This is a genomic window from Janthinobacterium sp. GW821-FHT03C08, assembly GCF_059420905.1.
The window spans coordinates 1-26,559 of sequence record NZ_JBWKUP010000028.1; the positions used below are offsets into that span (position 1 = coordinate 1).

The following is a 26,559-nucleotide window of genomic DNA, read 5'->3' on the forward strand; positions in this document are numbered from 1 at the left end:
CCGCCGCGCCGGCCGCCCCTGCCGCGGCCGCGGCCGGCGTGCCCGTGCTCGACAATCCCGACGCCTTGCGCGGCGGTTCCTTCACGGGCGGCGCCATGCCGCCCGAGGTGTCGGGCACGCCTGTCCTGCCCTTCGATTACGTGCGCACCGTCAGCGGCATCGGGGCGCCGGCCGGCATGGGCGGCGGCGGGGGCGGCGGTAGCGGCGGGGGCAGCCTGCCGCCTGGCCCGACGGGCAGCAGCATCATCGTGCCCCCCACCGTGATCCTGCCCACCTTGCCGCCCACGGGCCCGAATGTCTTGCCGGCCGTACCGGAACCGCACACCTGGGCCATGCTGCTGGGAGGACTGGCCCTCGTTGCCCACGGTGTGCTGCGCCGCAGGAAGACGACGGCAGCGCAGGCCGGCGGCTAGGCCGGTCCTAGTCGCCCTCGGCCGCGTCGCCGGCGCCGCCCAGCAGCAAGGCCGCCGTCTCGCCCGGCAAGGCTTCCACGGATTTGAGCTTGCGCGCCATCTGCCGGCTGCGCACTTCCGCGCTTTCGATATTCTTCGCAGCCTTTTCCAGGGTCAGGCGGGTCTGCGACAGCACGTCGCCGAACTTGCCGAACTCCGTCTTCACGGCGCCCAGCACCTGCCACACTTCCGACGAGCGCTTTTCCAGCGCCAGGGTGCGGAAACCCATCTGCAGGCTGTTGAGCAGGGCCGTCAAAGTGGATGGCCCGGCAATGCTGACGCGGTGCACGCGCTGCAATTCATCGGCCAGGCCCGGGCGGCGCAGCACTTCCGCGTACAGGCCTTCCGTGGGCAGGAAGAGGATGGCGAAATCCGTCGTGTGCGGCGGCGCCAGGTATTTGTCGGCGATGGTCTTCGCCTCGCCCCGCACGGCCCGCTCCAGCTCGCGCCCGGCCAAGGCCACGCCGTCGGCATCGGCCCGCTCGGCCGCCTCGACGAGGCGCTCGTACTGTTCTTTCGGGAACTTCGCATCGATGGGCATCCACACGGGCGGCCCGCCGTCGGAGAGGCCCGGCAGCTTCAGGGCGAATTCCACGCGCGCGCCGCTGCCCGCCACCGTTTCCACGTTCTTCGCGTACTGGTCGACAGTGAGTACCTGCTCCAGCAGCATTTCCAGCTGCACCTCGCCCCACGTGCCCCGCGTCTTGACGTTGGTGAGCACCCGCTTCAAGTCGCCCACGCCCAGCGCCAGCTGCTGCATCTCGCCGAGGCCCTGGTGGACTTTTTCCAGCCGTTCCGACACCTGCTGGAACGAGGCCGTCAGGCGCGTCTCCAGGGTGGCGTGCAGTTTTTCGTCGACCGTCTTGCGCATCTCTTCCAGGCGCGCGCCATTGTCGGCCTGCAAGTCGCGGATCTTGTTTTCCAGGGTGGCGCGTACTTCCAGCATGCGCTGCGCATTCGATTCCGTCAGCTGCGCCAGGGTCTGGTTGGTGCTGTCGGCAAAGCGCGCCAGGCTTTGCGCCTGCTCCTCGCGCCCGACTTTCCCCTGCGCCTGCATCTGCGTGCGCAGGCTGTCGAGCTGCTGCAGGGTCGCCGCCTGGAATTGCGCCAGGCTGGCCGCCAGGTCTTGCCGCGTGGCTTGCGCCGACGCCTGCAGCTGCAGCCGCACTTCGCGCTCGACCCGGTCGATGCGCTCCAGGCTTTGCTGCTGGTGCTGCTGCACCAGGGCCAGGGTGGTGGCGCCATCGCCGGCCGCGCCACGGGGGCGCAGCAAGATCAATAGCAACAGGACGATGGCGGCGATGGCGGCGCCCAGCAGGCTGTAGAACTCGATAGGGCTCATGGATATCAGTCAGGTTTGTTGCGCATCCAGTCGGCCGTCTGATAGAACGATTCCATCAGGCGCACGCGCAGGGATTCTTCGATGCCCGTGTCTTCCATGGCCCAGGCCATGGCGCGCAGCCACTGGTCGCGCTCGCTGGTACCGATGGCGTAGGGCAAATGGCGGGCGCGCAGGCGCGGATGGCCGAATTTCTCGATATACAAGTCCGGGCCGCCCATCCAGCCCGTGAGGAAGAAATACAGCTTGTCACGCGAGCCGTCCGTGGACGGCGGATGCATGGTGCGGATGCCGGCGAACTCCGGCTCCAGTTCCATCAAGTCATAAAAACGGTCGACCATTTCACGCAGCACGGGGGCGCCGCCGATGGTCTCGTACAGGGTAGGGGCAGTGGTATCAGTCATGGCCGCCATGATAGCGCAAGCGCCGGTGGCCCATGCGGCGCAGCGCTGCCTGCCCCATTCCTTGCCACATTAAATGGCAACATACTTGACTACTCAAGCTTTTATCAACTACTATGCAATTTTTCACCACGAATGAGACGGACATGCCGGCCACCACAGACACGCACTTGCTGCGCAATACCAACTTCCGCTGGCTGCTCGGTGGCGGCCTCGTCTCCATGCTGGGCGACCAGTTCACCATGCTGGCCCTGCCCTGGCTGGTGCTGGGCCTGACGGGCGATAGCCTCAGCCTGGGCATCGCCGTGGCCCTGACGGGCGCGCCGCGCGCCCTGCTTATCTTGCTGGGCGGCGCCATCGCCGACCGCCATTCGCCCCGGCGCGTGCTGCTGCTGAGCAAGTTGCTCAACGCCGCCATCCTGCTGGCCCTGGCCGGGATGCTGTGGCTGGACCAGGCCAGCCTGGCGCTCGCGTATGCTGCCGCGCTGGCACTGGGCATCGCGTCCGCCTTCGGCATCCCGGCCGGCACAGCCATCCTGCCGCAAGCCGTGCCTGCATCATCGTTGCAGAAAGCCAATGGCCTGCAGATGGGTGTGCGCCAGCTGTCCTTGCTGGCCGGTCCCCTGCTGGCGGCGCTCGTGCTGGGCGCCCGCGGTACCGGGCAGCACACCGCCATGGCGGCGCTGGCCGCCGCCTTTGCCATCGATGCGCTGACGTTTATGTTCTCCGCGTGGACCTTGCGGCAGGTCACCCTGCGGCCGCCGGCGACGCCCGCTGCGCCGCAAGCCATGTGGCGCGACATGGCGGCGGGCCTGGCCACGGTGTGGCGCGACTTGCCCCTGCGCAGCTGCTATGCCTACTGGGCGCTGGTGGCCTTCTTCGTCATGGGGCCGCTGCAGGTGGCCCTGCCCGTGCTGGCCAGCGAGCGCCTGCACGGCGCCTCGGCGCTGGGCCTGCTGATGGGCGCGCACGGCGCCGGCACCTTGGCCGGCATGCTGGCCTCCGGCCTGGGCGGCGCCTGGCTGCGCCGGCATTTCGGCGCCACCCTGCTGGCCGCCGACGCCATCGTCGCCTGCCTGCTGATGGCGCTGGGGCAGATCGGCAGCGCCTGGCAAGGCGCGGCCCTCTTGGCCGCCACCGGTCTATTGTCCGGTTACTTGCAGGTAGCCATCTTCACGTGGATACAGCGGCGCGTGGCGCCCGCCATGCTGGGCCGGGCCATGGCCTTGTTCATGGGCATTTTCCTGGGCCTGGCGCCGCTGTCGGCGGCGGCCACGGGCGCGCTGCTGCGCCACCTGAGCGTGGGCGAACTGTTCTGCGGCGGCGGCGCCCTGCTGCTGGCCGCCGCCGTGGCCGCCACCCTCCTGACCGACATCCCCCGCATCGCGGGCAGCACGTCCGCAGCATCACCTTGAGAGAGTTCCCCATGGATAAAACACAGCAAGCGGCCCTGAAAGCGGCCTACCGGCAGCAGGCCCCGGCCCTGGGCATCATCGCCCTGCAGCACCTGCCCAGCGGACGCACCCTGCTCGAATGCAGCCACAACGCGCCTGGCGCGCTGAACCGCCACCGCTTCGAACTGGCGCTGGGCACGCACCGCAACGCCCGCCTGCAGGCGGACTGGCGGCGCGACGGCGCGGCCGCCTTCCGCCTGGCCATCATCGATACCGTCGAGGTGCCGGACGATCCCGCCTTCGATGCGCAGGCCGAGCTCGACGCCCTGCTGGCCCTGCACCGCGAGCAGGCGCTGGCGCAAGGCCAGGCCCTGTATTGAGCGCGCATGCTTTACACTTGCGCACTCAAGCACTGCGCAGCCAACACAAGGAAAACATGACCGATCACCCTCCCCCGTCGCCGGACGGCGCCGGCGCGCTGGACTTTTGCCTGCGCCTGGCGCGCGCCCAGGCCGTGCTGGTGCGCCGCTTCGACAGCATCCTGGGCAATCTGCACGGCCTCAGTTTCAGCGATTACCAATTGCTGTACCACTTGCAGCGGGCGCCCGGCGGACGCCTGCGCCGCATCGACCTGGCCGAGCGCCTGGCGCTGACGGCGTCCGGCATCACGCGCTCGCTGATGCCGCTGGAAAAGATCGGCCTCGTGGCGCGCCAGGCCGACCAGCGCGATGCCCGCGTCGGCTATGCCGCCATCACCGAAGCGGGCCTCGCCCTGCTGGCCCACGCCGATGCGACGGCGCAGGCGCTGGCGCAGGAATTGCTGGGCAGCGCCAGCACAGAGCAACTGGCGCCCCTGTCCCTGCTGCTGGGCGGCATCGCCGGCAGCCAGCCCGCCAACGGCTGATACATTCCCCTTACACCAGCGCCAGCTTGCGCAGGCGCCGCGTCGACGGCCAGCGCGCCATGCCCGTCTCGTCGCGGATGGCGGCGCAGGCGGCCAGCACGCGGGCGCACTCGTCGTCGCGCAAGCCCGCGTTCAGGGTCAGGCGCACCAGCGCGCGGTTCTTCGGCGTGGCCGGCGCGCAGAACACCGCGCCGTAGATGCCGTGCCGTTCCAGCGCCTTGCGCAGGATCAAGGTATCGGGTTCGCTGCCCGCTTCCAGCGCGATGATCTGTTCCGTGCCGTCGCTGACGTTGTAGCCAAGGTCGGCCAGGCCCTGGCGCAGCAGCACGCTGTGGCGGCGCAGGGCGGCGCGGCGGCCATCGGCGGCGCGGATGAAGTCGAGCGCCGCGTCGAACCACGCCAGCTCGTGCTCCAGCAGGCAGGAACTGAAGATGGCGGGCCGCGAGGCGGACAGGAAGTAGCCCTTGAAGCGGGCCGAGCAGGTGATCAACCCGGCGCGGCCCGCGAAGGCCTTGGCCAGCGACGCCGTGCGGAAGTGCACCCGGTCGGCCAGGCCCAGCTCCACCACCAGCCCCGCGCCCTGCGGGCCGTGCGTGCCCAGCGAGTGCGACTCGTCGACGATGAGCATGCTGCCGCTGCGCTCGGCGATCTCCACCATCTGCAGCAGGGGCGCCACGCTGCCGTTGGTGCTGTACAGCGCATCGACGACGATGATGCCGGGGCCATGCTTGTCGAGCTGGCGCTGCAGGTGGGCGCCATCGTTGTGCAGGAAGGCCACGGGCACGGCCTGCGCCGACTGCACGCCCTCCCACAGCGAGGCATGCGCCTGCATGTCCAGGTAGACGGGGATGCCGGGGCCGGCCAGGCTTTGCAGCAAGCCCACGTTGGCGGCCCAGCCGGACTGCGCCAGCACGCAGGCCCCGCTGCCGAGAAAATCGGCGAACCGCTGTTCCAGGCGATGCTGGCGGCTGCCTTCCTGCAGGAACACGGACGACATCAGCATGGCGCCGCCGCCCTGCAGGACGCGGGCCTGGGCCGCCAGCAGGCCCGGCTCGCCGGCGATGTTCAGGTAATCATTACCAGCCAGCATGACTGCGCCGGCCGGCACGGCTTGCCATTCATGCAAGTGTTCGCCGCCGAGCAGCTTGTCGATGCGTTCGACGTAGTGCTCGTCCATGCGCGCGCGCACGAAGGCGGGCAGCTGCTGTTCGGCGGAGATGGCAGGCGATGGCAGGGGAAAAATGGCGTTCGGCATAAGGACTCCTGATTGGTTGCGGTGGGAACTACCGCGTCCAACATGCGCGAGCCATTCGGCAAGAGATTGATCCATCTCAACAGTTGTGGCGATATGCATCTTTTATGGGAGGAACACGCCGATCATGTTGCATTGATACGCCTCAACGAAGTGTCCCCCATCATGAAGCATGTGCAGTCCCCTTCCGACAAACGCTGGCAAGGCAGGCTGCTCCAGCCTTTCCTGCATTTCCACGATGCCATCGAACACATGCCCATCCGCCGCACCCAGGTGCGCGCGCTGGCCGTCATCGGCGCGCTGGGCATGCCCCTGTACTATGCGCTGTGGCAGCATGTCTTTCCGCAGGAATATGAATCGCCCTTGCTGCGCGCCGTGGCGGCGCTGCTGTTCCTGCCCGCGCTGTGGCCGGGACGCTTCAGCAATACCTGGTTCAGCGTGTACCTGCTGCTGGGGCTGACGTTCGAGCTGCCCTTTTTCTTCACGTATATGTTCCTGATGAACCACGCCTCGACCCTGTGGGTGCATTCGCTGCTGGTGGCCCTGATCGTGCTGTTCCATTTCGATACGCGCATCGCCATGCTGGCCTACCTGGGCGGCACCGTGCTGGCCTGCCTGGCCTTTGCCGTGCGCGGCGACCCGGCCTACCTGCTCAGCCGCGACGTCCTGCAGCAATTGCCCGTGCACTGGTTTACGATTGCCGTCCTGTCCGTCGTCAAGGTGGGCCGCCACGTGGGCGCGCAGGAAAAGCTGGCGGGCCTGGCCGCCGGCCTGGGCAGCGTGGCGCACGAATTGCGCACGCCCCTCGTCAGCGTCGAGGCGAACGTGCGCGGCCTGCAGCGCTGGCTGCAGCGGGGCCTGCCGCCCGGCGCGCCAGGCCAGCCGCCGGACGCGGCCAGCCAGGAAGCGCTGGCGCGCATCCAGTTCGAGGTGCGCCACATGCACCACATGATCGACCTGTTCCTGCTCAGCGCCACGGCCGTCAACCGCAAGCTCGAAGCGATCGAGAACGTGGCCATGCAGGACAGCGTCGCCGCCGTCCTGCGCCGCTATCCGTTCAGCAGCACGGCGCAGCGCGACCTCGTCAAGGTCGACGTGCGGGTCGACTTCACCTTCCACGGGCAGTCCGAGCTGTGCGCGGCGGTCCTGCTGAACCTGCTGCGCAATGCCCTCAAAGGCATCCAGCGGGCCGGCAAGGGCCGCGTGCGCATCATCATCGACGGCGCGCGGCCCGCGCCGCGCCTGCTGTTCATCGACACGGGCTGCGGCATCGCGGCCAGCCGCCTGCCGCTGATCTTCGACCGTTTCTATTCCTATCCGGCGCACAACGGCAGCGGCATCGGCCTGGCCCTGTGCCGGCAAATCCTGCAGGCGTGGCATGCGCGCATCCGCTGCGTGTCGCGCGAAGGCGCGTATGCCATTTTCGTGCTGGAGTTTCCGCCAGCCCCAGCCACGACCCGCTCCAGCCGTTTCCCATCCATCCACCGCGCGAGGTGACGCATGCAACTGCCCGTCTACACCCATCCGACCCTGACCGTGCTGATCGACGACAGCGATTCCTTCCTGAAAAGCCTCGCATTCCAGCTCGATCCCGCGCTGGCGCGCAAGACCTTCCACGACACGAGCACCGCCCTGCGCTGGCTGCAGCAGACGAACCAGCGGGAAGACATGCCCCTGCACGTGAATTTCGACCTGCAGAACCTGGCGCCCCACGATTACAACGTGGCCATCGACCTCGAACGCATCTGGCGCATCAGCGGCCAGGCGCAGCGCTTTGCCATACCGTCCGTGCTGGTGGTCGATTATTCGATGCCGCAGATGAACGGCCTGGAATTCTGCCAGGCCGTGCGCGACCTGCCGTGCAAGAAGATCCTGTTTACGGGGGCGGCCGATGAAAAGATGGCCGTCACGGCCTTCAACCGGGGCTTGATCGACCGCTATATCAAGAAGAGCGACGACGATGCGCTCGACATCCTGGAACAGGAAATCCATGCGCTGCAGCGTGAATTCTTCCTGCAGCAGTCGGACACCGTGCGCGACTTGCTATTGCTGCATGACTATAGTTTCCTGCAAGACGAAGCGCTGGCCGCCGTCGTGCACGAGCTGTGCCGGCTCCACGGCTTCGTCGAATTCTATATTTTCCCGAATCCCAGCGGCATCCTGTTTTTCACGCGCGACGGCCACGCCAGGCTGATGATCATCGAGACGGAACGCAGCCTGCACACGCAGTACGAGATGGCGCGCGACAGCGACGCGCCCGAGTCCTTGCTGCTGGCCCTGCTGGAAATGCGCGTGATCCCGTATTTTTCCGACGCCGACAGCGACGGCATGTATGCGGCCCACATCGGCGAAAACTGGTTCCGCTACTGCGCCGCGCCCACCATCTGCCTGGGCCGCGAAACGTATTTCTGGGCCCTGTTCGACGTGCCGCCACACCAGCTGGGCCAGCCGGTTATGTCCTACGCGCAATTCCTGCGCGCGGGGGCGGGCGACGGCGTCAGCGCGTAGGGAGCCATCAGCCTTCGCGCAGGGTTTGCAGCGGTGGATGTTTCAGCACGTTGCGCAAGCCCAGCCAGCCGCCGGCGATGGCGCACAGGGCGCCGGCCAGCAGGCCGAAGGCCCACACGCCGGGCGCGAAGCTCCAGGCGAACTTGAACTGGTACGTCGCCAGGGCCCAGCCCATGGCGGCCGCACCCGAGGCGGCCAGCAGGCCGGCCAGCGCGCCGACGAGGGAAAACTCGATCAGCTGCGCCTGCGCCAGCTGGCGCCGCGTGGCGCCCAGGGCGCGCAGCAGGCCCGCTTCGCGCGTGCGCTCGTCCTGCGAGCCCATCAGGGCCGCATACAGCACCAGCAAGCCCGACGCCAGGGTGAAGGCAAACAGGAATTCGACGGCCGTCACCACCTGGTCCAGCACGCCCTGGATCTGTTTCAATACGCCGCCCACGTCGACCACCGTCAGGTTCGGATACTCGCGCAGCAGGGCGTTGCCCAGGTCCGCCTGCGCTGGCGGCAGGTGGAAAGCCGTGATCCACGTCTGCGGCGTGTCCGCCATGGCGGCCGGGTTGATGATGACAAAGAAATTGACACGCATCGAGCCCCATTCCAGCTTGCGCAAGCTGGTGATGGCCGCCTCCACGGGCTGGCCGGCGATGTCGAAGCGCAGCTTGTCACCCAGCTTGAGTTTGAGCGTCCTGGCGATGCCCTCTTCCACCGATGCTTCCGCCGGCGCGCCGGGCTGGTCGCTGAACCACTTGCCGGCGACGAGCTTGTTTTCTTCCTGCATGGTCGCCATCGTCGACAGATTGAATTCACGGTCGGCCAGGCCCTTGGCGCGGTCGTCCTCGTACGTGCTTTCCGTGATGGGATTGCCGTTCACGGCCACGAGGCGCCCCCGTATCATCGGATACAGGGGCGCGTTGGCCACGCCCGCCTGCGCCAGGCGGGCGGCGATGGCGTCTTTCTGTTCCGGCAGGATATTGATCATGAAACGGTTCGGCGCGTCCGGCGGCGTGGCGTTGCGCCAGGCCACCATCAGGTCGCCCCGCACCACCGTCAGGAGCAGCAAGGCCATCAGGCCCAGGGCCAGCGACACCACCTGGATGACGGTGGCGCCCGGACGGCGCTGCAGGGACGTGACGGCGAAGCGCCAGCCCTGGTGCCGGAACAGGCCGCGCAAGGTCTTCAGCGAGCGGATGCCCAGCCAGCCGGCCAGGGCGAACAGGCCGAAGCCGCCCAGGAAGCCGGCCGCCGTCAGCAAGGCCAGCTTGACGTCGCCCGCCTGCCACAACAGCAGCACGACGAAGGCGGCGATGCCCAGGCCGTAGGTGGCCAGGGCCAGCGCCTGCGGCGGCTCCTGCTCGCGGCGGATCACGCGGTTATGGGGAACATTGCGCAACTGCAAAATCGGCGGCAGGGCAAAGCCCAGCAACAGCAGCATGCCGGTGGCCACGCCCTGCAGCGCGGGCAGCAGGGACACGGGCGGCAAGTCGCTCTGCACCAGCTTGCCCAGCAACTCCAGCAGCACCAGGTGGCCGCCGAAGCCCAGCATCACGCCCACCACGCTGCCCACCAGGCCGACCAATAAGAATTCGATCACATACATGGCCGTCACCTGGTTTTGCGTCAAGCCCAGGCAGCGCAGCATGGCGCAGGCATCGAGGTGGCGCAGCATGAAGCGGCGCGCCGCCATGGCCACGGCGACGGCCGCCAGCATGGCCGACAGCAGGCCGACGAGGGACAGGAAACGGTCGGCGCGGTCCAGGGTCGACTGCATCTGCGGACTGCCCGATTCCAGCGATTCGATGCGCACGCCCTTGATGGATTGCGCCTTGATCTGGCTTTCCAGCCAGGCTTGATATTGCGCAATCTCGCCGGCCCTGGCGGGCGGCGCCGACAGCAGCAGCCGGTACGACACGCGCGAGCCGTTCTGCACCAGCGCCGTGGCGGCCAGGTCGCCCAGGGGCAGCATCACCCTCGGGGCGAAATTGAGGAAGGAGGCGCCGCGGTCAGGTTCGGCCGCGATCAGTTGGGTCACGGTAAAGGCCTTGTCACCCAGGGTCAGGGTATCGCCCAGTTTCGCGTTCAGGCTGGAAAGGATGGCCGCATCGACCCACACGGTGCCCGGTGCCGGCACCTGCTCCGTCGGCTGGCCCACGGCGTCCTGCGCTTCGCTCAGCTTGGTGGTGATTTTCAGCTTGCCCCGCTGCGGGTAGCCGGGCGAGACGGCCTTGACGGAGGCCAGTTGCGAGATCGACTGCTCGCCCTCGCCCGCCTGCGCCATGCTGGGGAAGGTCACCGTGTCGGCCAGCATGAAGCCGCGCCTGGCGGCTTCCGCGCGCCAGGCCGGATTGACGGGCTGGTCGGCGCTGATGACGAGGTCGGCGCCCAGCAGCTGGTGCGCGTCGCGGTTCAGGCCCGCGCGCAGGCGGTCGACGAAGAAGCCCACGGCCGACAGGGCCGCCACGGCCACGATCAGCGCGACGAGCAGGAAACGCAGTTGCCCGGCGCGCCAGTCGCGGCCGGTCATTTTCAGGGAGAGGCGGAGCATGGGCGGCGGGTCTTTATGAAGGTTTACTGCGTGGCGCCGTGGGCGGCGGCGTGCTGCGCGAAATACGCGTCGACGGTGGCGAGGAAGGCGTCTTTCTGTGCCTGCGGCAGGAAGGCGGCGATGAAACCGTTGCGCGCCAGGCGCTGCGCGTGGGCCAGGCCCAGTGGCAGGGCATCGAAGATGGCGTCGAAATTGTCGTTCATGTAGCCGCCGAAATACGCGGGATCGTCCGAGTTCACCGTCACCAGCAGGCCCGCGTCGAGCAGTTGCACCAGGTTGTGGTCGTGCATCTGGTCGAACACGCGCAGCTTGGTGTTCGACAGCGGGCACACCGTCAGGGCGATCTGTTCGCGCGCCAGGCGGGCCGTCAGGTCCGCGTCTTCCAGGCAGCGCACGCCATGGTCGATGCGTTCGACTTTTAAATCATCGAGCGCCGTGCGGATGTAGGCCGGCGGGCCTTCCTCGCCCGCGTGGGCCACCAGGTGCAGGCCCAGCTCGCGGCAACGGGCGAATACGCGCGAGAATTTCTCGGGCGGGTTGCCCACTTCCGACGAATCGAGGCCGATGCCGATGAATTTGTCGCGGTGCGGCAAGGCGTCTTCCAGGGTCTCGAACGCCTCTTCCTCGCTCAGGTGGCGCAGGAAGCACAGGATCAGGGACGCGCTGACGGGGCTGTCCTGGCAGGCGCGGTGGATGCCGTTGATCACGTCGGCCATGGCCACGCCGCGCGCCGTGTGGGTTTGCGGGTCGAAGAAGATTTCCGTGTGCAAGACGTTATCGGCATCGGCGCGGCGCAGGTAGGCTTGCGTCATGTCATAGAAATCCTGCTCTTTCAAGAGCACGCTTGCGCCAGCGTAATAAATGTCGAGAAAAGACTGCAAATCCGTAAAAGCATAGGCGCTGCGCAAGTGTTCTACCGATTCATAGCCCAGTGGCACGCCATTGCGCTCGGCCAGTGCGAAAATCAGTTCCGGCTCCAGCGAGCCTTCAATATGGATATGCAGTTCGGCTTTCGGCATGCCGCGGACGATCGCGCGCAATTGGGGGTTCATCATGGGAGTTCCTTATAGGGTGTCGATAAATAATGCTGGCATGCAGGCGCCAGGCGCGCTGCAGGAGCCGCGCGGTGGCGGCGGCCATCAAACATGCAGGCATCTTAGCGCAAGATGGCGCGCCGCACCGGCGCGGGGCCGGCGGCAGCGGCATGGCGAGGGGGCAGCGGCCGGCGGCGGCGCGGCCCCGGCACACGCTGGCGAATTGTCGTATGATGATTCAAGAGGCAGAAAAAAGTTCATTGAAAACGCTGGAAAATTTGATGATTTATCCAATCAAATCAACAATTTACACACAAGTATTAAGGATATTACGACATATCTTTTGACTTCCTGATCCTTTAGAGCAATAATTAATTTCATGGGGTAAAGGTAGGTGCATCAAGCGCTATCGTCATCAACAAAAAGGCCGGCTGGCCACGTCAGCACACGGCATCAAGCGCCAGTTTTTTGGTCCGGGCAATCCGGACTCGCAAAGACAGCCGGGCTTGAAACAACAATAAAAATCGATACGGGGTACAGGAAAAGTTCAAGCGGCAAGCCCAGGCGAGTGCCAGGCGGGCGGCCATGGTGACTGGCAGTTCAGGTTTACATTAAAGGACATTGACATGACCATTTTTGATAACTACGCAGCACGCTACGAGCGCACCCGGGAAGAGGAAATGTCGCTCACCGAATACCTGGCCCTGTGCAAGAAGGACAAGCTGACCTATGCCAGCGCGCCCGAACGCATGCTGGCCGCCATCGGCGAGCCGCAGCTGGTCGACACGCGCAACGACACGCGCCTGTCGCGCATCTTCGCCAACAAGATCATCAAGATCTATCCCGCCTTCCGCGAGTTCTACGGCACCGAGGAAGTCATCGAGCAGGTCGTCTCCTACTTCCGCCACGCGGCGCAAGGCCTGGAAGAGCGCAAGCAGATCCTGTACCTGCTGGGGCCTGTCGGCGGCGGCAAGTCGTCCATCGCGGAAAAGCTCAAGTCGCTGATGGAACACGTGCCCTTCTATTGCCTGAAAGGCTCGCCCGTCAACGAATCGCCGCTGGGCCTGTTCAACGAGGAAGAGGACGGCACCATCCTGGAAGAGGATTACGGCATCCCGCGCCGCTACCTGCGCAACATCCCCAGCCCCTGGGCCGTCAAGCGCCTGCATGAATACAATGGCGACATCAACCAGTTCCGCGTCGTCAAGCGCTATCCATCCGTGCTGAAACAGATCGCCATCTCGAAGACGGAGCCGGGCGACGAAAACAACCAGGATATCTCGTCCCTGGTGGGCAAGGTCGACATCCGCAAGCTGGAAGACTACGCGCAGGACGATCCGGACGCCTACAGCTATTCGGGCGGCCTGTGCCTGGCCAACCAGGGCCTGATGGAATTCGTGGAAATGTTCAAGGCGCCCATCAAGGTGCTGCACCCCTTGCTGACGGCCACGCAGGAAGGCAACTACAAGGGCACGGAAGGTTTCGGCGCCATCCCCTTCGACGGCATCATCCTGGCCCACTCGAACGAGTCGGAATGGAAGACCTTTAAAAACAACCGCAACAACGAGGCGTTTCTTGACCGTATCTATATAGTCAAGGTGCCGTACTGCCTGCGCGTGTCAGATGAAATCAAGATCTACGACAAGCTGGTGGCCAATTCCTCGCTGGTGAAAGCCCCGTGCGCGCCCGGCACCCTGCGCATGATGGCGCAGTTCGCCATCCTGTCGCGCCTGAAGGATCCGGAAAATTCCAGCATCTTTTCGAAGATGCTCGTCTACGATGGCGAAAACCTCAAGGATACGGACCCGAAAGCCAAGTCCATGCACGAATACGTCGATTACGCGGGCGTGGACGAGGGCATGAACGGGCTGTCGACGCGCTTTGCCTTCAAGATCCTGTCAAAGGTGTTCAACTTTGACAATTCCGAAGTGGCCGCCAATCCCGTGCATCTATTATATGTACTGGAACAGCAGGTCGAGCGCGAGCAGTTCGCGCCGGAACTGGAGCAGCGCTACTTCTCCTATATTAAAGAGCACCTGGCGCAGCGCTACGTGGAATTCATCGGCAAGGAAATCCAGACGGCCTACCTGGAAAGCTATTCCGAATACGGACAGAACATCTTCGACCGCTATGTGACGTTTGCCGATTTCTGGATACAGGACCAGGAATACCGCGATCCGGACACGGGCGAGAGTTTCGACCGCGAATCGCTGAACAATGAGCTGGAAAAGATCGAAAAGCCGGCGGGCATTTCCAATCCGAAGGATTTCCGCAATGAAATCGTGAACTTCGGGCTGCGCGCGCGGGCGTCGAACGGCGGCAAGAATCCCGCCTGGACCAGTTATGAAAAGTTCCGCACCGTGATCGAGAAGAAAATGTTCTCGAATACGGAGGAATTGCTGCCCGTGATTTCCTTCAATGCCAAGGCCAGCGCCGACGATGCCAACAAGCACGCCGACTTCGTGGCCCGCATGGTGGAAAAAGGCTACACGGCCAAGCAGGTACGCCTGTTATGCGAATGGTACTTGCGCGTGCGCAAGTCATCCTAGCGCGGACAGCGGGGGCGCGCTCCCGCCCGGAAGCTGGCGGGGCGCGCAAGACGAGAAGCAAGGAGGCACCCTTTGACATATCTCATCGACAGGCGCTTGCAAAGCAAGAACAAATCCGCCGTCAACCGCGAGCGTTTCCTGCGGCGTTACAAGGGCCAGATCAAGGATGCCGTGGGGCGCGCCATCAAGGGGCGCTCGATCACGGACGTTGAAAACGGCGAGAAAGTCAGCATCCCCGTCAAGGACGTGGGCGAGCCGTCGTTTGGCCACGCGCATGGCGGCGTGTGGGAAGTGGTCAATCCCGGCAACAAGGAATACCTGAAAGGCGACCAGATCGCGCGGCCGAAAGGCGGCGCCGGCAGCGGACGGGGCAAGGCGGGCAATAGCGACGAGACGACGGAAGACGACTTCATCTTCGAATTGTCGCGCGAAGAATTCATGAACTATTTCTTCGAGGACCTGGAATTGCCGCACATGGTGAAGACCCAGCTGACGGCCACCACGGAATTCAAGAACCAGCGCGCCGGCTACAATATGTCGGGCACGCCATCGAACATCCACGTGCTGCGCTCCCTGCGCGGCGCGCTGGGACGGCGCATCGCCGTCGGCGCCGGCGCCCGCAAGCAGCTGGCGCAGGCCGAGGAAGACCTGGCCGCGCTGCTGCACGAAGGCGTGCCCGACAGCGACCCGCTGGTCGTCGAACTGCGCCGCCTGATCCACCACCTGCACACGCGCCTGCTGGCCATCCCCTTCATCGACCCGTTCGACTTGCGCTACAGCAACCGCATCAAGGTGCCCAAGCCCATGACGCAGGCCGTGATGTTCTGCATCATGGACGTCTCCGGTTCCATGGACGAATCGCGCAAGGACACGGCCAAGCGCTTCTTCATCCTCTTATATCTGTTCCTCAAGCGCGCCTACGACAAGATCGAGGTGGTCTTCATCCGCCACCACACGGCGGCGGCGGAAGTGGACGAGCACGAATTCTTCAACTCGCGCGAGTCGGGCGGCACCGTCGTGTCATCCGCCTTGCACTTGCTCAACAGCATCATCGACGAGCGCTATGGCGCCGGCCAGTGGAACAGCTACGTGGCGCAGGCCTCCGACGGCGACAACTGGGACAACGATTCCGTGCTGTGCCGCCAGCTCTTGATCAATACCATCATGCCCAAGGTGCAGTACTACACCTACGTCGAGATCACCGACGGCCCGCAGCAAAACCTGTGGGAGCAATATGCGGGCGTGCTCGACCATCACGCCCATTTCGCCATGCAAAAGATCGTCACGCCGGCCGATATCTATCCGGTCTTCCGCGAACTGTTCAAGAAACAGGTGAAATGATGAGTGCAGCCTTTGACCGCGCCAGCAGCACCCCGGGCGAGCCGTTCGTGCGCCTGCGCCACCCGAACGCGCTGCCCGAGCAGTCGGAATGGACGTTCGAGCTGATCGAGCAAATCCACGAGGAAATCCGCCGCGTGGCGAAACAGTTCGGCCTCGACACCTATCCGAACCAGCTGGAAATCATCACGGCCGAGCAGATGATGGATGCCTACACCTCCGTCGGCATGCCCGTCTCGTACAACCATTGGTCGTTTGGCAAGCATTTTTTATCCACCGAGAAAAGCTACAAGCGGGGCCAGATGGGCCTGGCCTACGAGATCGTCATCAACTCGAATCCGTGCATTGCCTATTTAATGGAGGAAAACAGCCTGACCATGCAGTCGCTGGTCATCGCGCATGCGGCGTATGGCCACAACTCCTTCTTCAAGGGCAACTACCTGTTCCGCGCCTGGACGGATGCGGACGCCATCATCGACTACATGGTGTTTGCCAAGAACTACATCAGCGAATGCGAGCAGCGCCATGGCGTCGATGCCGTGGAATTGCTGCTCGACTCGTGCCACGCCATCCAGAACTATGGCGTGGACCGCTACAAGCGCCCGGCGAAACTGTCGATGGCAAAGGAATATGCGCGCCAGAAAGAGCGCGAAGAGTATGTGCAGTCGCAGATCAACCAGCTGTGGCGCACCCTGCCCCGGCGCGAGGACGACGAGGAAGAGGAAGACCAGCGCAAGGCCGTGCCCCGCTTCCCGCCCGAACCGGAGGAAAACCTGCTGTACTTCATCGAGAAGTACGCGCCCCTGCTGGAACCGTGGCAGCGCGAGATGGTACGCATCGTGCGCAAGATTTCCCAGTATTTCTATCCGCAGCGGCAAACCCAGGTCATGAACGAGGGCTGGGCCACCTTCTGGCACTACACGATACTGAACCAGCTGTATGACGAAGGCGTCGTGGGCGACGGCTTCATGATGGAATTCCTGAAAAGCCATACCAACGTGGTCTACCAGCCGCCCATCGACAGCCCCTATTACAGCGGCATCAATCCGTATGCGCTGGGCTTTGCCATGATGAGCGACATCCGCCGCATCTGCGAGCACCCGACGGACGAGGACCGCGCCTGGTTTCCCGACATGGCCGGCAGCGACTGGCGCAAGAGCCTGGACTTTGCCATGCGCAATTTCAAAGATGAAAGTTTCATCGCCCAGTACCTGTCGCCGCGCCTGATCCGCGAATTCCACTTCTTTGCCGTGCTCGACGACGACAAGAATGAAAAACTGGCCATTTCCGCCATCCACGACGATGCCGGCTACCGCTACGTGCGCCAGCAGCTGGCGGAACAGTACAACCTGGGCAACCGCGAGCCGAACATCCAGGTCTGGTCCGTCAACACGCGCGACGACCGCGCCCTGACCCTGCGCCACACGCAATTCCAGCGCCGCCCGCTGAACCAGCAGGCGGCGGAAGTGCTCAAGCACGTGGCGCGGCTGTGGGGCTTCGACGTGCATCTCGACACGGTCGATCCCCAGGGCGCCGTGCTGGGCACCTTGAATTGCCGGCGCGAAAAACGCAACCGTCGCGACGACCCGGCAACGCGCCCATGAAGTGATTTTTTGGCAATAATTTTAGCAAGAATATAAGCGCACCCTATGCCCACATAGGAATTCAGTATGGCCAGGCGGCCTCGGAAGCGGTTCCGGGGCCGCTTTTTTTGACCTGCGCAAAGTGCTTTCCGCACCTGTTTGGTGCGCCTGCAAGGCTAAGTGGTCTGGTTCTATGGCAAAATATTTCCAAAGAGAAATATTTTTCTCCAAATTTAGCTGTTTCCATATTGGATATCACGAAATATAATTCCGCCATATCGACACATCGAAGAACTTAGCAGTGGTAGCCCAAAACGGCTGTAAAAAACCGATAAGACCGCCTTTTTTTATGTCCGAAAGCGTGCAAAGATGGCATAAGCAAGTACGTTTTCAGGGCGCAAAAGCGCCAAAAATTTAACCGGTTTTAGGCGTTAAAAATCTGTGTAAAATAAAGAATTCGTATGTATAATTCGGCGACGTCCCGGATACGGCTGGAGCTTTGTGTCGTCATTTTGGGGTTCAGTTGCAAGACAAGAGATGGTATTTGGAGAAAGCAGGCATGAATTTTTCGAACGAGAAAAGTCCCAAGAACTACACAGGCATCACTATCGTTGTCCTGCTGCACGTTCTCGCGGCTTACGGGATCGTGACGGGCTTGGGCAAGCGGTTGGTCACCAAAATGATGGAACCGGTTGAAACCAAGATTATCGAGGAAGTCAAACCGCCTCCACCGAAGGATCTTCCACCGCCACCACCGCCGCCAGAAATGAAGGCACCACCGCCGCCATTCATTCCGCCAGTCGAGGTGAACGTGCAGCAGCCGCCACCACAACAGAACGTGATTGCAAATACGACTGCTGTGAAGCCAGCCACGAATGTATTGGCACCGCCAGCACCGCCTGCACAGCCTGCGCCAACTCCTGGACCAGCCAAATCGGTGCGTACACCGGCCGTGGTTGACTTCAGCGTCTGCGAAAAACCGCAGTATCCAAAGTCGTCGCAGCGCAATGAGGAAACCGGTGTCGTGACGCTGTCGTTCCTGATCGGCGTGGACGGCAAGGTCGCTGATTCGAAGATCGTGAAGTCCAGCGGCTTCAGAGACCTGGACAGAGCTGCGGTACAAGGCATCAGCCGCTGCACATTTAAGCCGGCAACAGTCGACGGCAAGCCGGAACAAGGCTGGCAGCAAATGCAATACGTTTGGTCGCTGGATTAAAACCCGAGGCAGTTATCCCCTGTCTCACACTATGATTTCGTTGTCATTACGTTCAGCGATCTGTTATTTTTAATTTTGGAGGAAGCATGTTTAAGAATACCCGTTTGTCCGCATTTTTTGCCGCGGTTCTGTTGTCCGTCACCGCTACTACCGCCCTGGTAGCAGCACCAGCATTCGCTGACGCGCCAGCATCGGCAGCCGCTTCGGCTCCTGCGGCAGACGCTGCTCCAGCAGCACCAGCTGCCGACGCCGCCGCCGCTCCAGCAGCAGACGCCGCCGCTCCAGCCGCCGATGCCGCCGCTCCAGCCAAAACCGAAGAAGTCCACAACCCGTTCGGCCTGTCCGCAGTATGGGACGGCGGTTTCGTGCCACGCGCTACCCTGATCATCATGGTCATCATGTCGATCGGTACCTGGTACATCATCATCACCAAGCTGATCGATCAAATGAAGATCTTCAAGCAAGCTAAAGAAGCTGCTGCCAAATTCTGGAAAGCACCTTCGATCGCTGCTGGTTCGGCAACCCTGGAAGAAGGTTCGCCATTCCGCTTCATCGCTGAATCGGGCACCAAGGCAACCGCACACCATGACGGCGCCCTGCTGGAACAAATCGACCTGTCGACCTGGGTGACGATGTCGATCCAGCGCGCTTCGGACAAAGTCCAATCGCGTCTGCAAGATGGCCTGTCGTTCCTGGCAACCGTTGGTTCGACCGCACCGTTTATCGGTCTGTTCGGTACCGTTTGGGGTATTTACAACGCACTGACCGCTATCGGCATGACCGGTAACGCTTCGATCGACAAAGTGGCTGGTCCAGTTGGTGAAGCACTGATCATGACGGCTTTCGGTCTGCTGGTCGCTGTTCCTGCCGTTCTGGGTTACAACTGGCTGGTACGTCGTAACAAAACCGCAATGGAAGACATCCGCTCGTTCAGCGCCGACGTTCACTCGGTCCTGGTTTCCGGCGTAATGTCCACCAGCGAAGCTGGCCGTGCTGCCGGCGCTAAAAAGATCGGATAAGAATCATGTCGATGTCCGTCGGCTCCGACAGCGGAGAACAAGATCAGGTAATGTCAGAAATCAACACGACGCCGCTTGTCGACATCATGTTGGTTTTGCTGATCATTTTCTTGATCACGAGTCCGGTTGTCCTTAAGCTGCAGAAAATCGATCTGCCGATTGAGGCCAATCAAGCCCTGCAAACCAAGCCAGAGAACGTTAACATCGTTGTTAACAAGGACGGCGAGATTTACCTGGGCCAGACCAGACTGAAAGACACGAACGAACTGTTCGATTATCTTAAAGTTGAAGCAGTGAAAGTACCGCAGCCGGAAGTACACGTTCGTGGCGACCAAGAAACACGCTACGAATCGATCGGCCGGGTTATTTACACGACCCAACGTGCCGGGATCCAGAAGGTCGGCTTCATCACCGAACCACCTGACAAGGGCTGATAGCGGCTGACAGTGACGCCCCGGCAAGACGAGGGGCGTCACTGGCGGAAGCTGACCGGGCGGCAGTAGCGCCCGGTGCTTCGTTGGACTTCTTAAAGGAAACACTATGAGTATGAATGTCGGTTCGGGAAGCGCAGCAGGCGCGGATCCGGAACCAATGATGGAACTGAATATGACGCCCCTCATCGACGTGATGCTGGTGCTGATTATCATGTTGATCATCACGATTCCTAAGCAAAACCACTCGGTGAACTTGAACATGCCGGTCGGCACCCCGCCGCCACCGACAACCGAACCAGTGGTCGTCACGATCGATGTCGATTTTGACGGCACCATCTTGTGGGACAATCAGGTCGTTCCTGACCGTGCCTCGCTGGAAGCCAAGCTGAGCAACATCGCTGCGCAAGCAGATCAGCCGGAAGTGCATTTGCGTCCGAACAAGCTGGTGGAATATAAAGTCGTCGCCGGTGTGATGGCGTCGGCACAGCGTCTGGGCGTGACCAAAATCGGTCTGGTCGGCAACGAGCAATTCCAGTAAGCTGTTGCATCAGGTTCTCTTTACATCCGAATAGGCAGGACTTCCTGCCTATTCGCTTTTTACTGAAAGACTTTCTCATGTCCAAGTTTCGTCTCGCTCATCTCGGCCTCGTCATGGCCGCTATCGGTTTTACCGCAGCAACTCCCGTAATCGGCCTGGGCTCGCTGGCATATGCCGCGGACACCGTGCGTGCCGAAGTGGGCAAGCCACTGCAAGAAGCGCAAAAACTCGCTAGCAGCGGCAAAAACAAGGAAGCGCTGGCCAAGCTGCGCGAAGCTGACAGCGTCGGCGGCAAGACCGCCTTTGAAAGCTACCAGATCGAGCGCGTGCGCGCCTCGGCCGCCGCCGCAGCCGGCGATAACCCGACCGCCATCAAGGCCTTCGAAGCCGTCATCAATTCCGGCCGCCTGAGCGCCGCCGAAGCCCCCAAATTCACGCAAGCCCTGGCCGGCATGTACTACCGCGCCAAGGACTGGCCTAACGCCATCACCTGGATCAACCGCTCGCTGAAAGACCGCGAAGATCCACAGATGCGCGAACTGCTGATCCAGACCTACTACGTCAGTGGCAACTACGCGGCGGCAGCGAAAGAACTGCAATCGCGCGGCGGCAACTCGGAAGGCAGCCTGCAGATGCTGGCCAACATCCAGCTGAAGCAGAATGACAAGGCCGGCTATGTCGCCACCCTGGAAAAACTGGCGGCAAACTATCCCAAGACCAGCTACTGGGCTGACCTGCTGAACCGCGTCTCGGGCAAGCCTGGCTTCTCGCAGCGCCTGGGCCTGGACGTGCAGCGCCTGCGCCTGGCCAACGGCCTGTTCACCAAACCGTCGGAATACATGGAAATCAGCCAGCTGGCATTGCAAGCAGGCAACCCAGGCGAAGCACTGAAGATCATCGACCAGGGTTACAAGAAAGGCATCCTGGGCGTGGGCGCCGATGCAGCCCGCCATCAGCGCCTGAAAGACCTGGCCCTGAAGACGCAAGCTGACCTGAAAGCCAGCGCCGCCAAGTCGGAAGCCGACTACGTCAAGAGCAAGGATGCCGACAGCTTGAGCAAGCTGGGCTTCGCCCTCGTCCACGACGGCCAGACCGACAAGGGCCTGGACCTGATGAACCAGGCCGTGAAGATGGGCACCGCCAAGTACCAGGAAGAAGCGCAGTTGCACCTGGGTATCGCTTACGGCGTGGCTGGCAAGAAAGCCAATGCCCAGAGCGCCCTGAAAGCCGTCAAAGGCACGGATGGCGCGGCTGACCTGGCCCGCTACTGGTCCCTGATGCTGAAGTAATCAGACCTCGCACCCAAGCTGCTGCGCCAGGGCTGGGTTCGACGCCGGACCACCTTGCATGCGTGGTTCGTCCAAAAGCGCTGCCCGCCCCGTGCTGGCAGCGCTTTTTGTCCGTTTCAGGGGGGAAATTACCGCTCTGGCCGCCCTTGCGGCTGTGCATCCCTGAAACAGTCCGTATAATCCCCCATTTGGCACAGTTTTTCATCAGATTCCTATGAAGGTATTCCGCGGACTTCCCAATGCCCAGGCACGAGCGCCCTGCGCTCTGACCATCGGCAATTTTGACGGTGTCCACATCGGCCATCAAGCCTTGCTGGCGCGCGTGCGCGAAGCAGCAACCGAACTCGGCATCGAGGCGGCCGTCATGACGTTCGAACCGCATCCGCGCGAATTCTTCGCGCAGCGCGCGGGCGACCTGTCGAAAGCCCCGCAACGCATCGCCAACCTGCGCGACAAGCTGCAGTCGCTGGACGACGCCGGCATCGACCGCGTCGTCGTCGAGCATTTCAGCGCCCAGTTCGCCGCCTTGACGCCGCAGGAATTCACGGAAAAAGTCCTCGTCGACGGCTTGCACGTGAAGTGGCTGATGGTCGGCGACGACTTCTGCTACGGCGCCCGGCGCGCCGGCGACGTGGCCATGCTGCAGGAAGCGGGCCGCCAGTACGGTTTTCATGTCGAAACGTTACCGACCGTGATGAACGGCAGCACGCGCATTTCCTCGTCGGCCGTGCGCCTGGCGCTGGCGGCCGGCGATTTCCCGCTGGCCACGCAGCTGCTGGGCCACCCGTACGCCATTTCCGGCCATGTGATCCACGGCCAGAAGCTGGGCCGCACGCTGGGCTTCCCCACCTTGAACCTGCGCGTGGCGCACCGCCCTGCCCTGTCCGGTATCTTCATCGTGCAAGTGCACGGCCTGGGACCGCTGCCGCTGCCGGCCGTGGCCAGCCTGGGCGTGCGCCCCACCGTCGACGACAGCGGCCGCGTCTTGCTGGAAGTGCATCTGTTTGATTTCAATCAATCCTGCTACGGCAAGCTGGTGCGCGTGGAATTCCTTCAAAAACTGCGCGACGAAGAAAAGTACGACGACTTGCCCACCCTGACGGCCGCCATCGAGCGCGACTCGAACCAGGCGCGCGCCTATTTTCAACAGCGCAGCGGCGCCGTCACCGCCACCGACCGAATTTGATCCTGGCCAACTCCGCCGCCTGGCGGCGCCCGCGCCGCCACACACCCGCAGCACAACATATTCAATACCAGTAAAGAAAACTATGTCCGATCAAAACAAGCCAGCCACGCCCAAGCAGAACAAGAAGCCTGAAAGCAAATACCCGGTCAACATGACGGAAACCCCATTCCCGATGCGCGGCGACATGGCCAAGCGCGAGCCGCAATGGGTGCAGCAATGGCAAGACAAGAAAATCTACGAGCGCGTGCGCAAGGCTGCGGCCGGCCGGCCGAAATTCATCCTGCATGACGGCCCGCCGTACGCGAACGGCGACATCCACCTGGGCCACGCCGTCAACAAGATCCTGAAGGACATGGTTGTCAAATCGCGCTCGCTGGCCGGTTTCGACGCGCCCTACGTGCCGGGCTGGGATTGCCACGGCATGCCGATCGAGATCCAGATCGAAAAACTGCACGGCAAGAACCTGCCGACGGCCGAAGTGCTGGAAAAGGCCCGCGCCTACGCCAACGTGCAGGTCGAGCGCCAGAAGAAGGATTTCATCCGTCTGGGCGTGCTGGGCGAGTGGGACAACCCCTACCTGACCATGGCGCACGGCAATGAAGCGGACGAATTGCGCGCGCTGGGCAAGCTGCTGGAAAAAGGCTATGTGTACCGCGGCCTGAAGCCCGTGAACTGGTGCTTCGACTGCCAGTCGGCGCTGGCCGAGGCGGAAGTGGAATACGCGGAAAAGCGCGATCCCGCCATCGACGTCGGCTTCAAGTTCGCCGAGCCGGAAAAACTGGCGGCCGCCTTCGGCCTGCCGTCCCTGCCGACGGAGAACGGCTTCATCGTCATCTGGACCACCACGCCGTGGACCATCCCGTCGAACCAGGCGCTGAACGTACACCCGGAAGTGAAATACGCGCTGGTGAAGGCCGAGCGCGATGGCCAGCCATTGCTGCTGATCCTGGCGCAAGACCTGGTCGTGGCCAGCCTGGCGCGCTTCAAGCTCGACGGCACGACGATCGCCACCTGCGACGGCGCGGCCCTGGCAGGCATCAGCTTCCGCCACCCGCTGCACGCAGCCGACGCGTTCTACAACCGTCTGTCGCCCTTGTACCTGGCCGAATACGTGACCACGGAAAGCGGCACGGGCGTCGTGCACTCGGCGCCTGCGTACGGCCTGGACGACTTCATCTCGTGCAAGGCGCACGGCATGAAGGACGACGACATCATCAAGCCGGTGATGGGCGACGGCAAATTCGCCTCGACCCTGCCCCTGTTCGGCGGCATGACCATCTGGGAAGCATCGAAACCGATCTGCAATGCCCTGCGCGAAGCCGGAGCCTTGTTCGAAGTCAAGATGTTCGACCACAGCTACATGCACTGCTGGCGCCACAAGACGCCGATCATCTACCGCGCCACGTCGCAGTGGTTCGCCGGCATGGACGTGACGCCGAAGGACGGCGGCGCGACCCTGCGCGAGACGGCCTTGCAAGGCATCGCCGACACCGAGTTCTTCCCGGACTGGGGCCAGGCGCGCCTGCACGGCATGATCGCCAACCGTCCCGACTGGACCCTGTCGCGCCAGCGCCAGTGGGGCGTGCCGATGGCCTTCATCGTGCACAAGGAAACGGGCGACCTGCATCCGCGCACGCCGGAACTGCTGGAACAGGTGGCCAAGCTGATCGAAAAGGATGGCATCGAGGCATGGCAGTCGCTGGACCTGGCTGACCTCATCGGCGATGAAGCGGCCATCTACGCCAAGAACAAGGACACGCTGGACGTGTGGTTCGATTCCGGCGCCACGCACCAGACGGTGCTGGGCGGCCCGCAGGCGCACGGTTCGCACTCGACGCAGCTGCAGTTCCCCGCCGACCTGTACCTGGAAGGCTCGGACCAGCATCGCGGCTGGTTCCACTCGTCGCTGCTCGTGTCGTCCATGCTGAACGGCCGTCCGCCGTACAAGGCCCTGCTGACGCACGGCTTCACGGTCGATGGCGAAGGCAAGAAGATGTCCAAGTCGCTGGGCAACACCCTGGCGCCGCAAAAGATCTCCGACACCCTGGGCGCCGACATCCTGCGCCTGTGGATCGCCTCGACCGACTACACGGGCGAGCTGTCGATTTCCGACGAAATCCTGAAACGCGTGACGGAATCGTATCGCCGCATCCGCAATACCCTGCGCTTCCTGCTGGCCAACACCTCGGACTTCAACCCGGCCACGGACGCCGTGCCGGTGGCGGAAATGTTCGAAATCGACCGCTATGCGATCGCCAACATGGCGTCGCTGCAGCAGCAGATCGAGAACAACTACGCGCGCTACGAGTTCCACCCGGTCGTGTCGAAGCTGCAGACGTACTGCTCGGAAGACCTGGGCGGCTTCTACCTGGATATCCTGAAGGACCGCCTGTACACGACGGGCCTGACGTCCCACGCGCGCCGCTCGGCGCAGACGGCCCTGTGGCACATCACGCAAAGCCTGCTGCGCCTGATGGCCCCGGCCCTGTCGTTCACGGCCGAGGAGGCGTGGGCCGTCTTCGCCGGACCGCAAGCGTATGCCGCCAGCGATGAAACCATCTTCACGCAAACCTGGTGGCAGCTGCCGGAAGTGTCGGACGCCGCCGACCTGCTGGAGAAGTACACGGCCCTGCGCGCCGTGCGCGCAGACGTGACGAAGCAGCTGGAAGACTTGCGCACCTCGGGCGCCATCGGCTCCTCGCTGCAGGCGGAGCTGACGATCAAGGCCGCGCCGATGAAGTACAAGCTGTTGAACACCCTGGGCGACGACCTGAAGTTCGTCTTCATCACCTCGCAGGCCAGCGTTGTCGAAGTGGCAGAGGAAGCGGCCGAGGAAGTGCTCGTGGCCGCGTCGGCGGCGCCGAAGTGCGAGCGCTGCTGGCACTACCGCAGCGACGTGGGCACGGACGCGGCGCATGCCACCCTGTGCGGCCGCTGCGTCAGCAACCTGTTTGGAAAAGGCGAATCGCGCCGTTTCGCTTAAAGCAGCAAGCCGGGGCAGGATGACTCCCGCCCCGCTCCCACCGCCGCTGCCTGCAAGGGCAGCGGCGGCTTTATCTTCCCTGGAAAAATATGGCCACTAAAAACCGTTTTTCATCGAAATCGTCCTCGTCATCGTCCCTGGTTCCCTGGCTGGGCGTTGCAGCCATCGTCATCCTGTTCGACCAGATCACCAAGATCACGATACTGAAAACCTTCAGCTATGCCCAGGAAAAGGTCATTACCTCGTACTTCAACCTGGTACTGGCGTATAACAAGGGCGCCGCCTTCAGCTTCCTGTCCGACCAGGGCGGCTGGCAGCGCTATTTCTTCACCGGCATCGCCCTGGCGGCCGCCGTCTACATCATCTACCTGCTGAAAAAGCACGCCGGCCAGCGCATGTTCTGCTGGGCCCTGGCGCTGATACTCGGCGGCGCATTGGGCAATGCCATCGACCGCCTGGTGTATGGCCACGTCGTCGATTTCCTCGATTTCCACTGGAAGAGCTGGGGCCATTTCCCCGCTTTCAATATCGCCGACAGCGCCATCTGCATCGGCGCGGCCCTGTTCATCATCGATGAACTGCGCCGTGTAAACAAATAAAC

23 protein-coding genes are annotated in these 26,559 nt (G+C 63.2%); 18 read left to right on the top strand and 5 right to left on the bottom strand.

Annotated elements, in window-relative coordinates:
* The coding region (locus AC07VL_RS26790) for a PEP-CTERM sorting domain-containing protein (RefSeq protein WP_494808556.1) at nt 1-413 on the top strand (413 nt) is incomplete at its 5' end.
* A gap of 7 nt (nt 414-420) precedes the next feature.
* On the opposite strand, the gene AC07VL_RS26795 is transcribed toward AC07VL_RS26790, so the two are convergent.
* Together AC07VL_RS26795 and AC07VL_RS26800 are read right to left on the bottom strand one after the other, a co-directional pair.
* Nucleotides 421-1,794 carry a DNA recombination protein RmuC gene (locus AC07VL_RS26795; protein WP_494808557.1) on the bottom strand — a complete coding sequence of 458 codons (1,374 nt, stop codon included), beginning with the start codon at nt 1,792-1,794 and terminating at the stop codon, nt 421-423.
* 5 nt (nt 1,795-1,799) lie between these two features.
* Nucleotides 1,800-2,195: a group II truncated hemoglobin gene (locus AC07VL_RS26800; RefSeq protein ID WP_290607187.1), complete on the bottom strand. Its 396-nt coding sequence runs from the start codon at nt 2,193-2,195 to the stop codon at nt 1,800-1,802.
* Between the two features lie 143 nt (nt 2,196-2,338).
* On the opposite strand from AC07VL_RS26800, the gene AC07VL_RS26805 reads away from it, so the two are divergent.
* Genes AC07VL_RS26805 through AC07VL_RS26815 form a run of 3 tightly spaced genes read left to right on the top strand, consistent with a single transcriptional unit; the run spans nt 2,339 to nt 4,490 of the window.
* On the top strand, nt 2,339-3,607 hold the full coding sequence (locus tag AC07VL_RS26805) for an MFS transporter (RefSeq protein ID WP_494808558.1): 1,269 nt from the start codon (nt 2,339-2,341) through the stop codon (nt 3,605-3,607).
* Nucleotides 3,608-3,618: 11 nt separating this feature from the next.
* On the top strand, nt 3,619-3,966 hold the full coding sequence (locus AC07VL_RS26810) for a GIY-YIG nuclease family protein (protein WP_494808559.1): 348 nt from the start codon (nt 3,619-3,621) through the stop codon (nt 3,964-3,966).
* 56 nt (nt 3,967-4,022) lie between these two features.
* Nucleotides 4,023-4,490, top strand: coding sequence for a MarR family winged helix-turn-helix transcriptional regulator (locus tag AC07VL_RS26815; protein ID WP_494808560.1), 468 nt, complete (start codon nt 4,023-4,025; stop codon nt 4,488-4,490).
* Between the two features lie 10 nt (nt 4,491-4,500).
* Here the strand turns inward: AC07VL_RS26815 and cqsA are convergent, their stop codons facing one another.
* Entirely contained in the window at nt 4,501-5,745 is a 1,245-nt protein-coding gene (gene cqsA, locus AC07VL_RS26820) for an alpha-hydroxyketone-type quorum-sensing autoinducer synthase (RefSeq protein ID WP_494808561.1), read from the bottom strand.
* 162 nt (nt 5,746-5,907) lie between these two features.
* On the opposite strand from cqsA, the gene AC07VL_RS26825 reads away from it, so the two are divergent.
* Nucleotides 5,908-7,239, top strand: coding sequence for a sensor histidine kinase (locus AC07VL_RS26825; RefSeq protein ID WP_494808562.1), 1,332 nt, complete (start codon nt 5,908-5,910; stop codon nt 7,237-7,239).
* Between the two features lie 3 nt (nt 7,240-7,242).
* The gene (locus AC07VL_RS26830; protein WP_494808563.1) at nt 7,243-8,250 is read left to right on the top strand and encodes a response regulator; all 1,008 of its coding nucleotides are present in this window, start codon (nt 7,243-7,245) and stop codon (nt 8,248-8,250) included.
* A 7-nt stretch (nt 8,251-8,257) separates the two neighbouring features.
* Here the strand turns inward: AC07VL_RS26830 and AC07VL_RS26835 are convergent, their stop codons facing one another.
* Together AC07VL_RS26835 and AC07VL_RS26840 are read right to left on the bottom strand one after the other, a co-directional pair.
* Nucleotides 8,258-10,789, bottom strand: coding sequence for an ABC transporter permease (locus AC07VL_RS26835; RefSeq protein ID WP_494808564.1), 2,532 nt, complete (start codon nt 10,787-10,789; stop codon nt 8,258-8,260).
* 23 nt (nt 10,790-10,812) lie between these two features.
* Nucleotides 10,813-11,844, bottom strand: a complete 1,032-nt coding sequence (locus AC07VL_RS26840) for an adenosine deaminase (RefSeq protein WP_494808565.1) — start codon at nt 11,842-11,844, stop codon at nt 10,813-10,815.
* Nucleotides 11,845-11,915: 71 nt separating this feature from the next.
* Here AC07VL_RS26840 and AC07VL_RS26845 point away from each other — a divergent pair, with 71 nt between their 5' ends.
* The 12 genes from AC07VL_RS26845 (at nt 11,916) to lspA (ending at nt 26,557) form a co-directional block, all read left to right on the top strand.
* The gene (locus tag AC07VL_RS26845; protein WP_494808566.1) at nt 11,916-12,170 is read left to right on the top strand and encodes a hypothetical protein; all 255 of its coding nucleotides are present in this window, start codon (nt 11,916-11,918) and stop codon (nt 12,168-12,170) included.
* Between the two features lie 279 nt (nt 12,171-12,449).
* Nucleotides 12,450-14,372: a PrkA family serine protein kinase gene (locus tag AC07VL_RS26850; RefSeq protein WP_034785249.1), complete on the top strand. Its 1,923-nt coding sequence runs from the start codon at nt 12,450-12,452 to the stop codon at nt 14,370-14,372.
* Nucleotides 14,373-14,444: 72 nt separating this feature from the next.
* Nucleotides 14,445-15,713 carry a YeaH/YhbH family protein gene (locus AC07VL_RS26855; RefSeq protein ID WP_494808567.1) on the top strand — a complete coding sequence of 423 codons (1,269 nt, stop codon included), beginning with the start codon at nt 14,445-14,447 and terminating at the stop codon, nt 15,711-15,713.
* Nucleotides 15,713-17,314, top strand: a complete 1,602-nt coding sequence (locus tag AC07VL_RS26860; protein WP_494808583.1) for a SpoVR family protein — start codon at nt 15,713-15,715, stop codon at nt 17,312-17,314. The genes AC07VL_RS26855 and AC07VL_RS26860 overlap by 1 nt, the downstream gene beginning before the upstream one ends.
* Nucleotides 17,315-17,852: 538 nt before the next feature.
* On the top strand, nt 17,853-18,509 hold the full coding sequence (locus tag AC07VL_RS26865) for an energy transducer TonB (RefSeq protein ID WP_290607162.1): 657 nt from the start codon (nt 17,853-17,855) through the stop codon (nt 18,507-18,509).
* Nucleotides 18,510-18,595: 86 nt separating this feature from the next.
* The gene (locus tag AC07VL_RS26870) at nt 18,596-19,528 is read left to right on the top strand and encodes a MotA/TolQ/ExbB proton channel family protein (protein WP_494808568.1); all 933 of its coding nucleotides are present in this window, start codon (nt 18,596-18,598) and stop codon (nt 19,526-19,528) included.
* Nucleotides 19,529-19,533: 5 nt separating this feature from the next.
* A complete protein-coding gene (locus AC07VL_RS26875) occupies nt 19,534-19,962 on the top strand; it encodes an ExbD/TolR family protein (protein ID WP_131371532.1) in 429 nt (142 codons plus the stop codon).
* Between the two features lie 106 nt (nt 19,963-20,068).
* Nucleotides 20,069-20,500: an ExbD/TolR family protein gene (locus AC07VL_RS26880; protein WP_290607156.1), complete on the top strand. Its 432-nt coding sequence runs from the start codon at nt 20,069-20,071 to the stop codon at nt 20,498-20,500.
* 77 nt (nt 20,501-20,577) lie between these two features.
* Nucleotides 20,578-21,789, top strand: a complete 1,212-nt coding sequence (locus AC07VL_RS26885) for a tetratricopeptide repeat protein (RefSeq protein WP_494808569.1) — start codon at nt 20,578-20,580, stop codon at nt 21,787-21,789.
* A gap of 214 nt (nt 21,790-22,003) precedes the next feature.
* Nucleotides 22,004-22,975 carry a bifunctional riboflavin kinase/FAD synthetase gene (locus AC07VL_RS26890; protein WP_290607153.1) on the top strand — a complete coding sequence of 324 codons (972 nt, stop codon included), beginning with the start codon at nt 22,004-22,006 and terminating at the stop codon, nt 22,973-22,975.
* Nucleotides 22,976-23,057: 82 nt separating this feature from the next.
* The gene (ileS, locus tag AC07VL_RS26895) at nt 23,058-25,958 is read left to right on the top strand and encodes an isoleucine--tRNA ligase (RefSeq protein ID WP_494808570.1); all 2,901 of its coding nucleotides are present in this window, start codon (nt 23,058-23,060) and stop codon (nt 25,956-25,958) included.
* An 89-nt stretch (nt 25,959-26,047) separates the two neighbouring features.
* A complete protein-coding gene (gene lspA / locus AC07VL_RS26900; protein WP_494808571.1) occupies nt 26,048-26,557 on the top strand; it encodes a signal peptidase II in 510 nt (169 codons plus the stop codon).
* Nucleotides 26,558-26,559 lie beyond the last annotated feature (2 nt).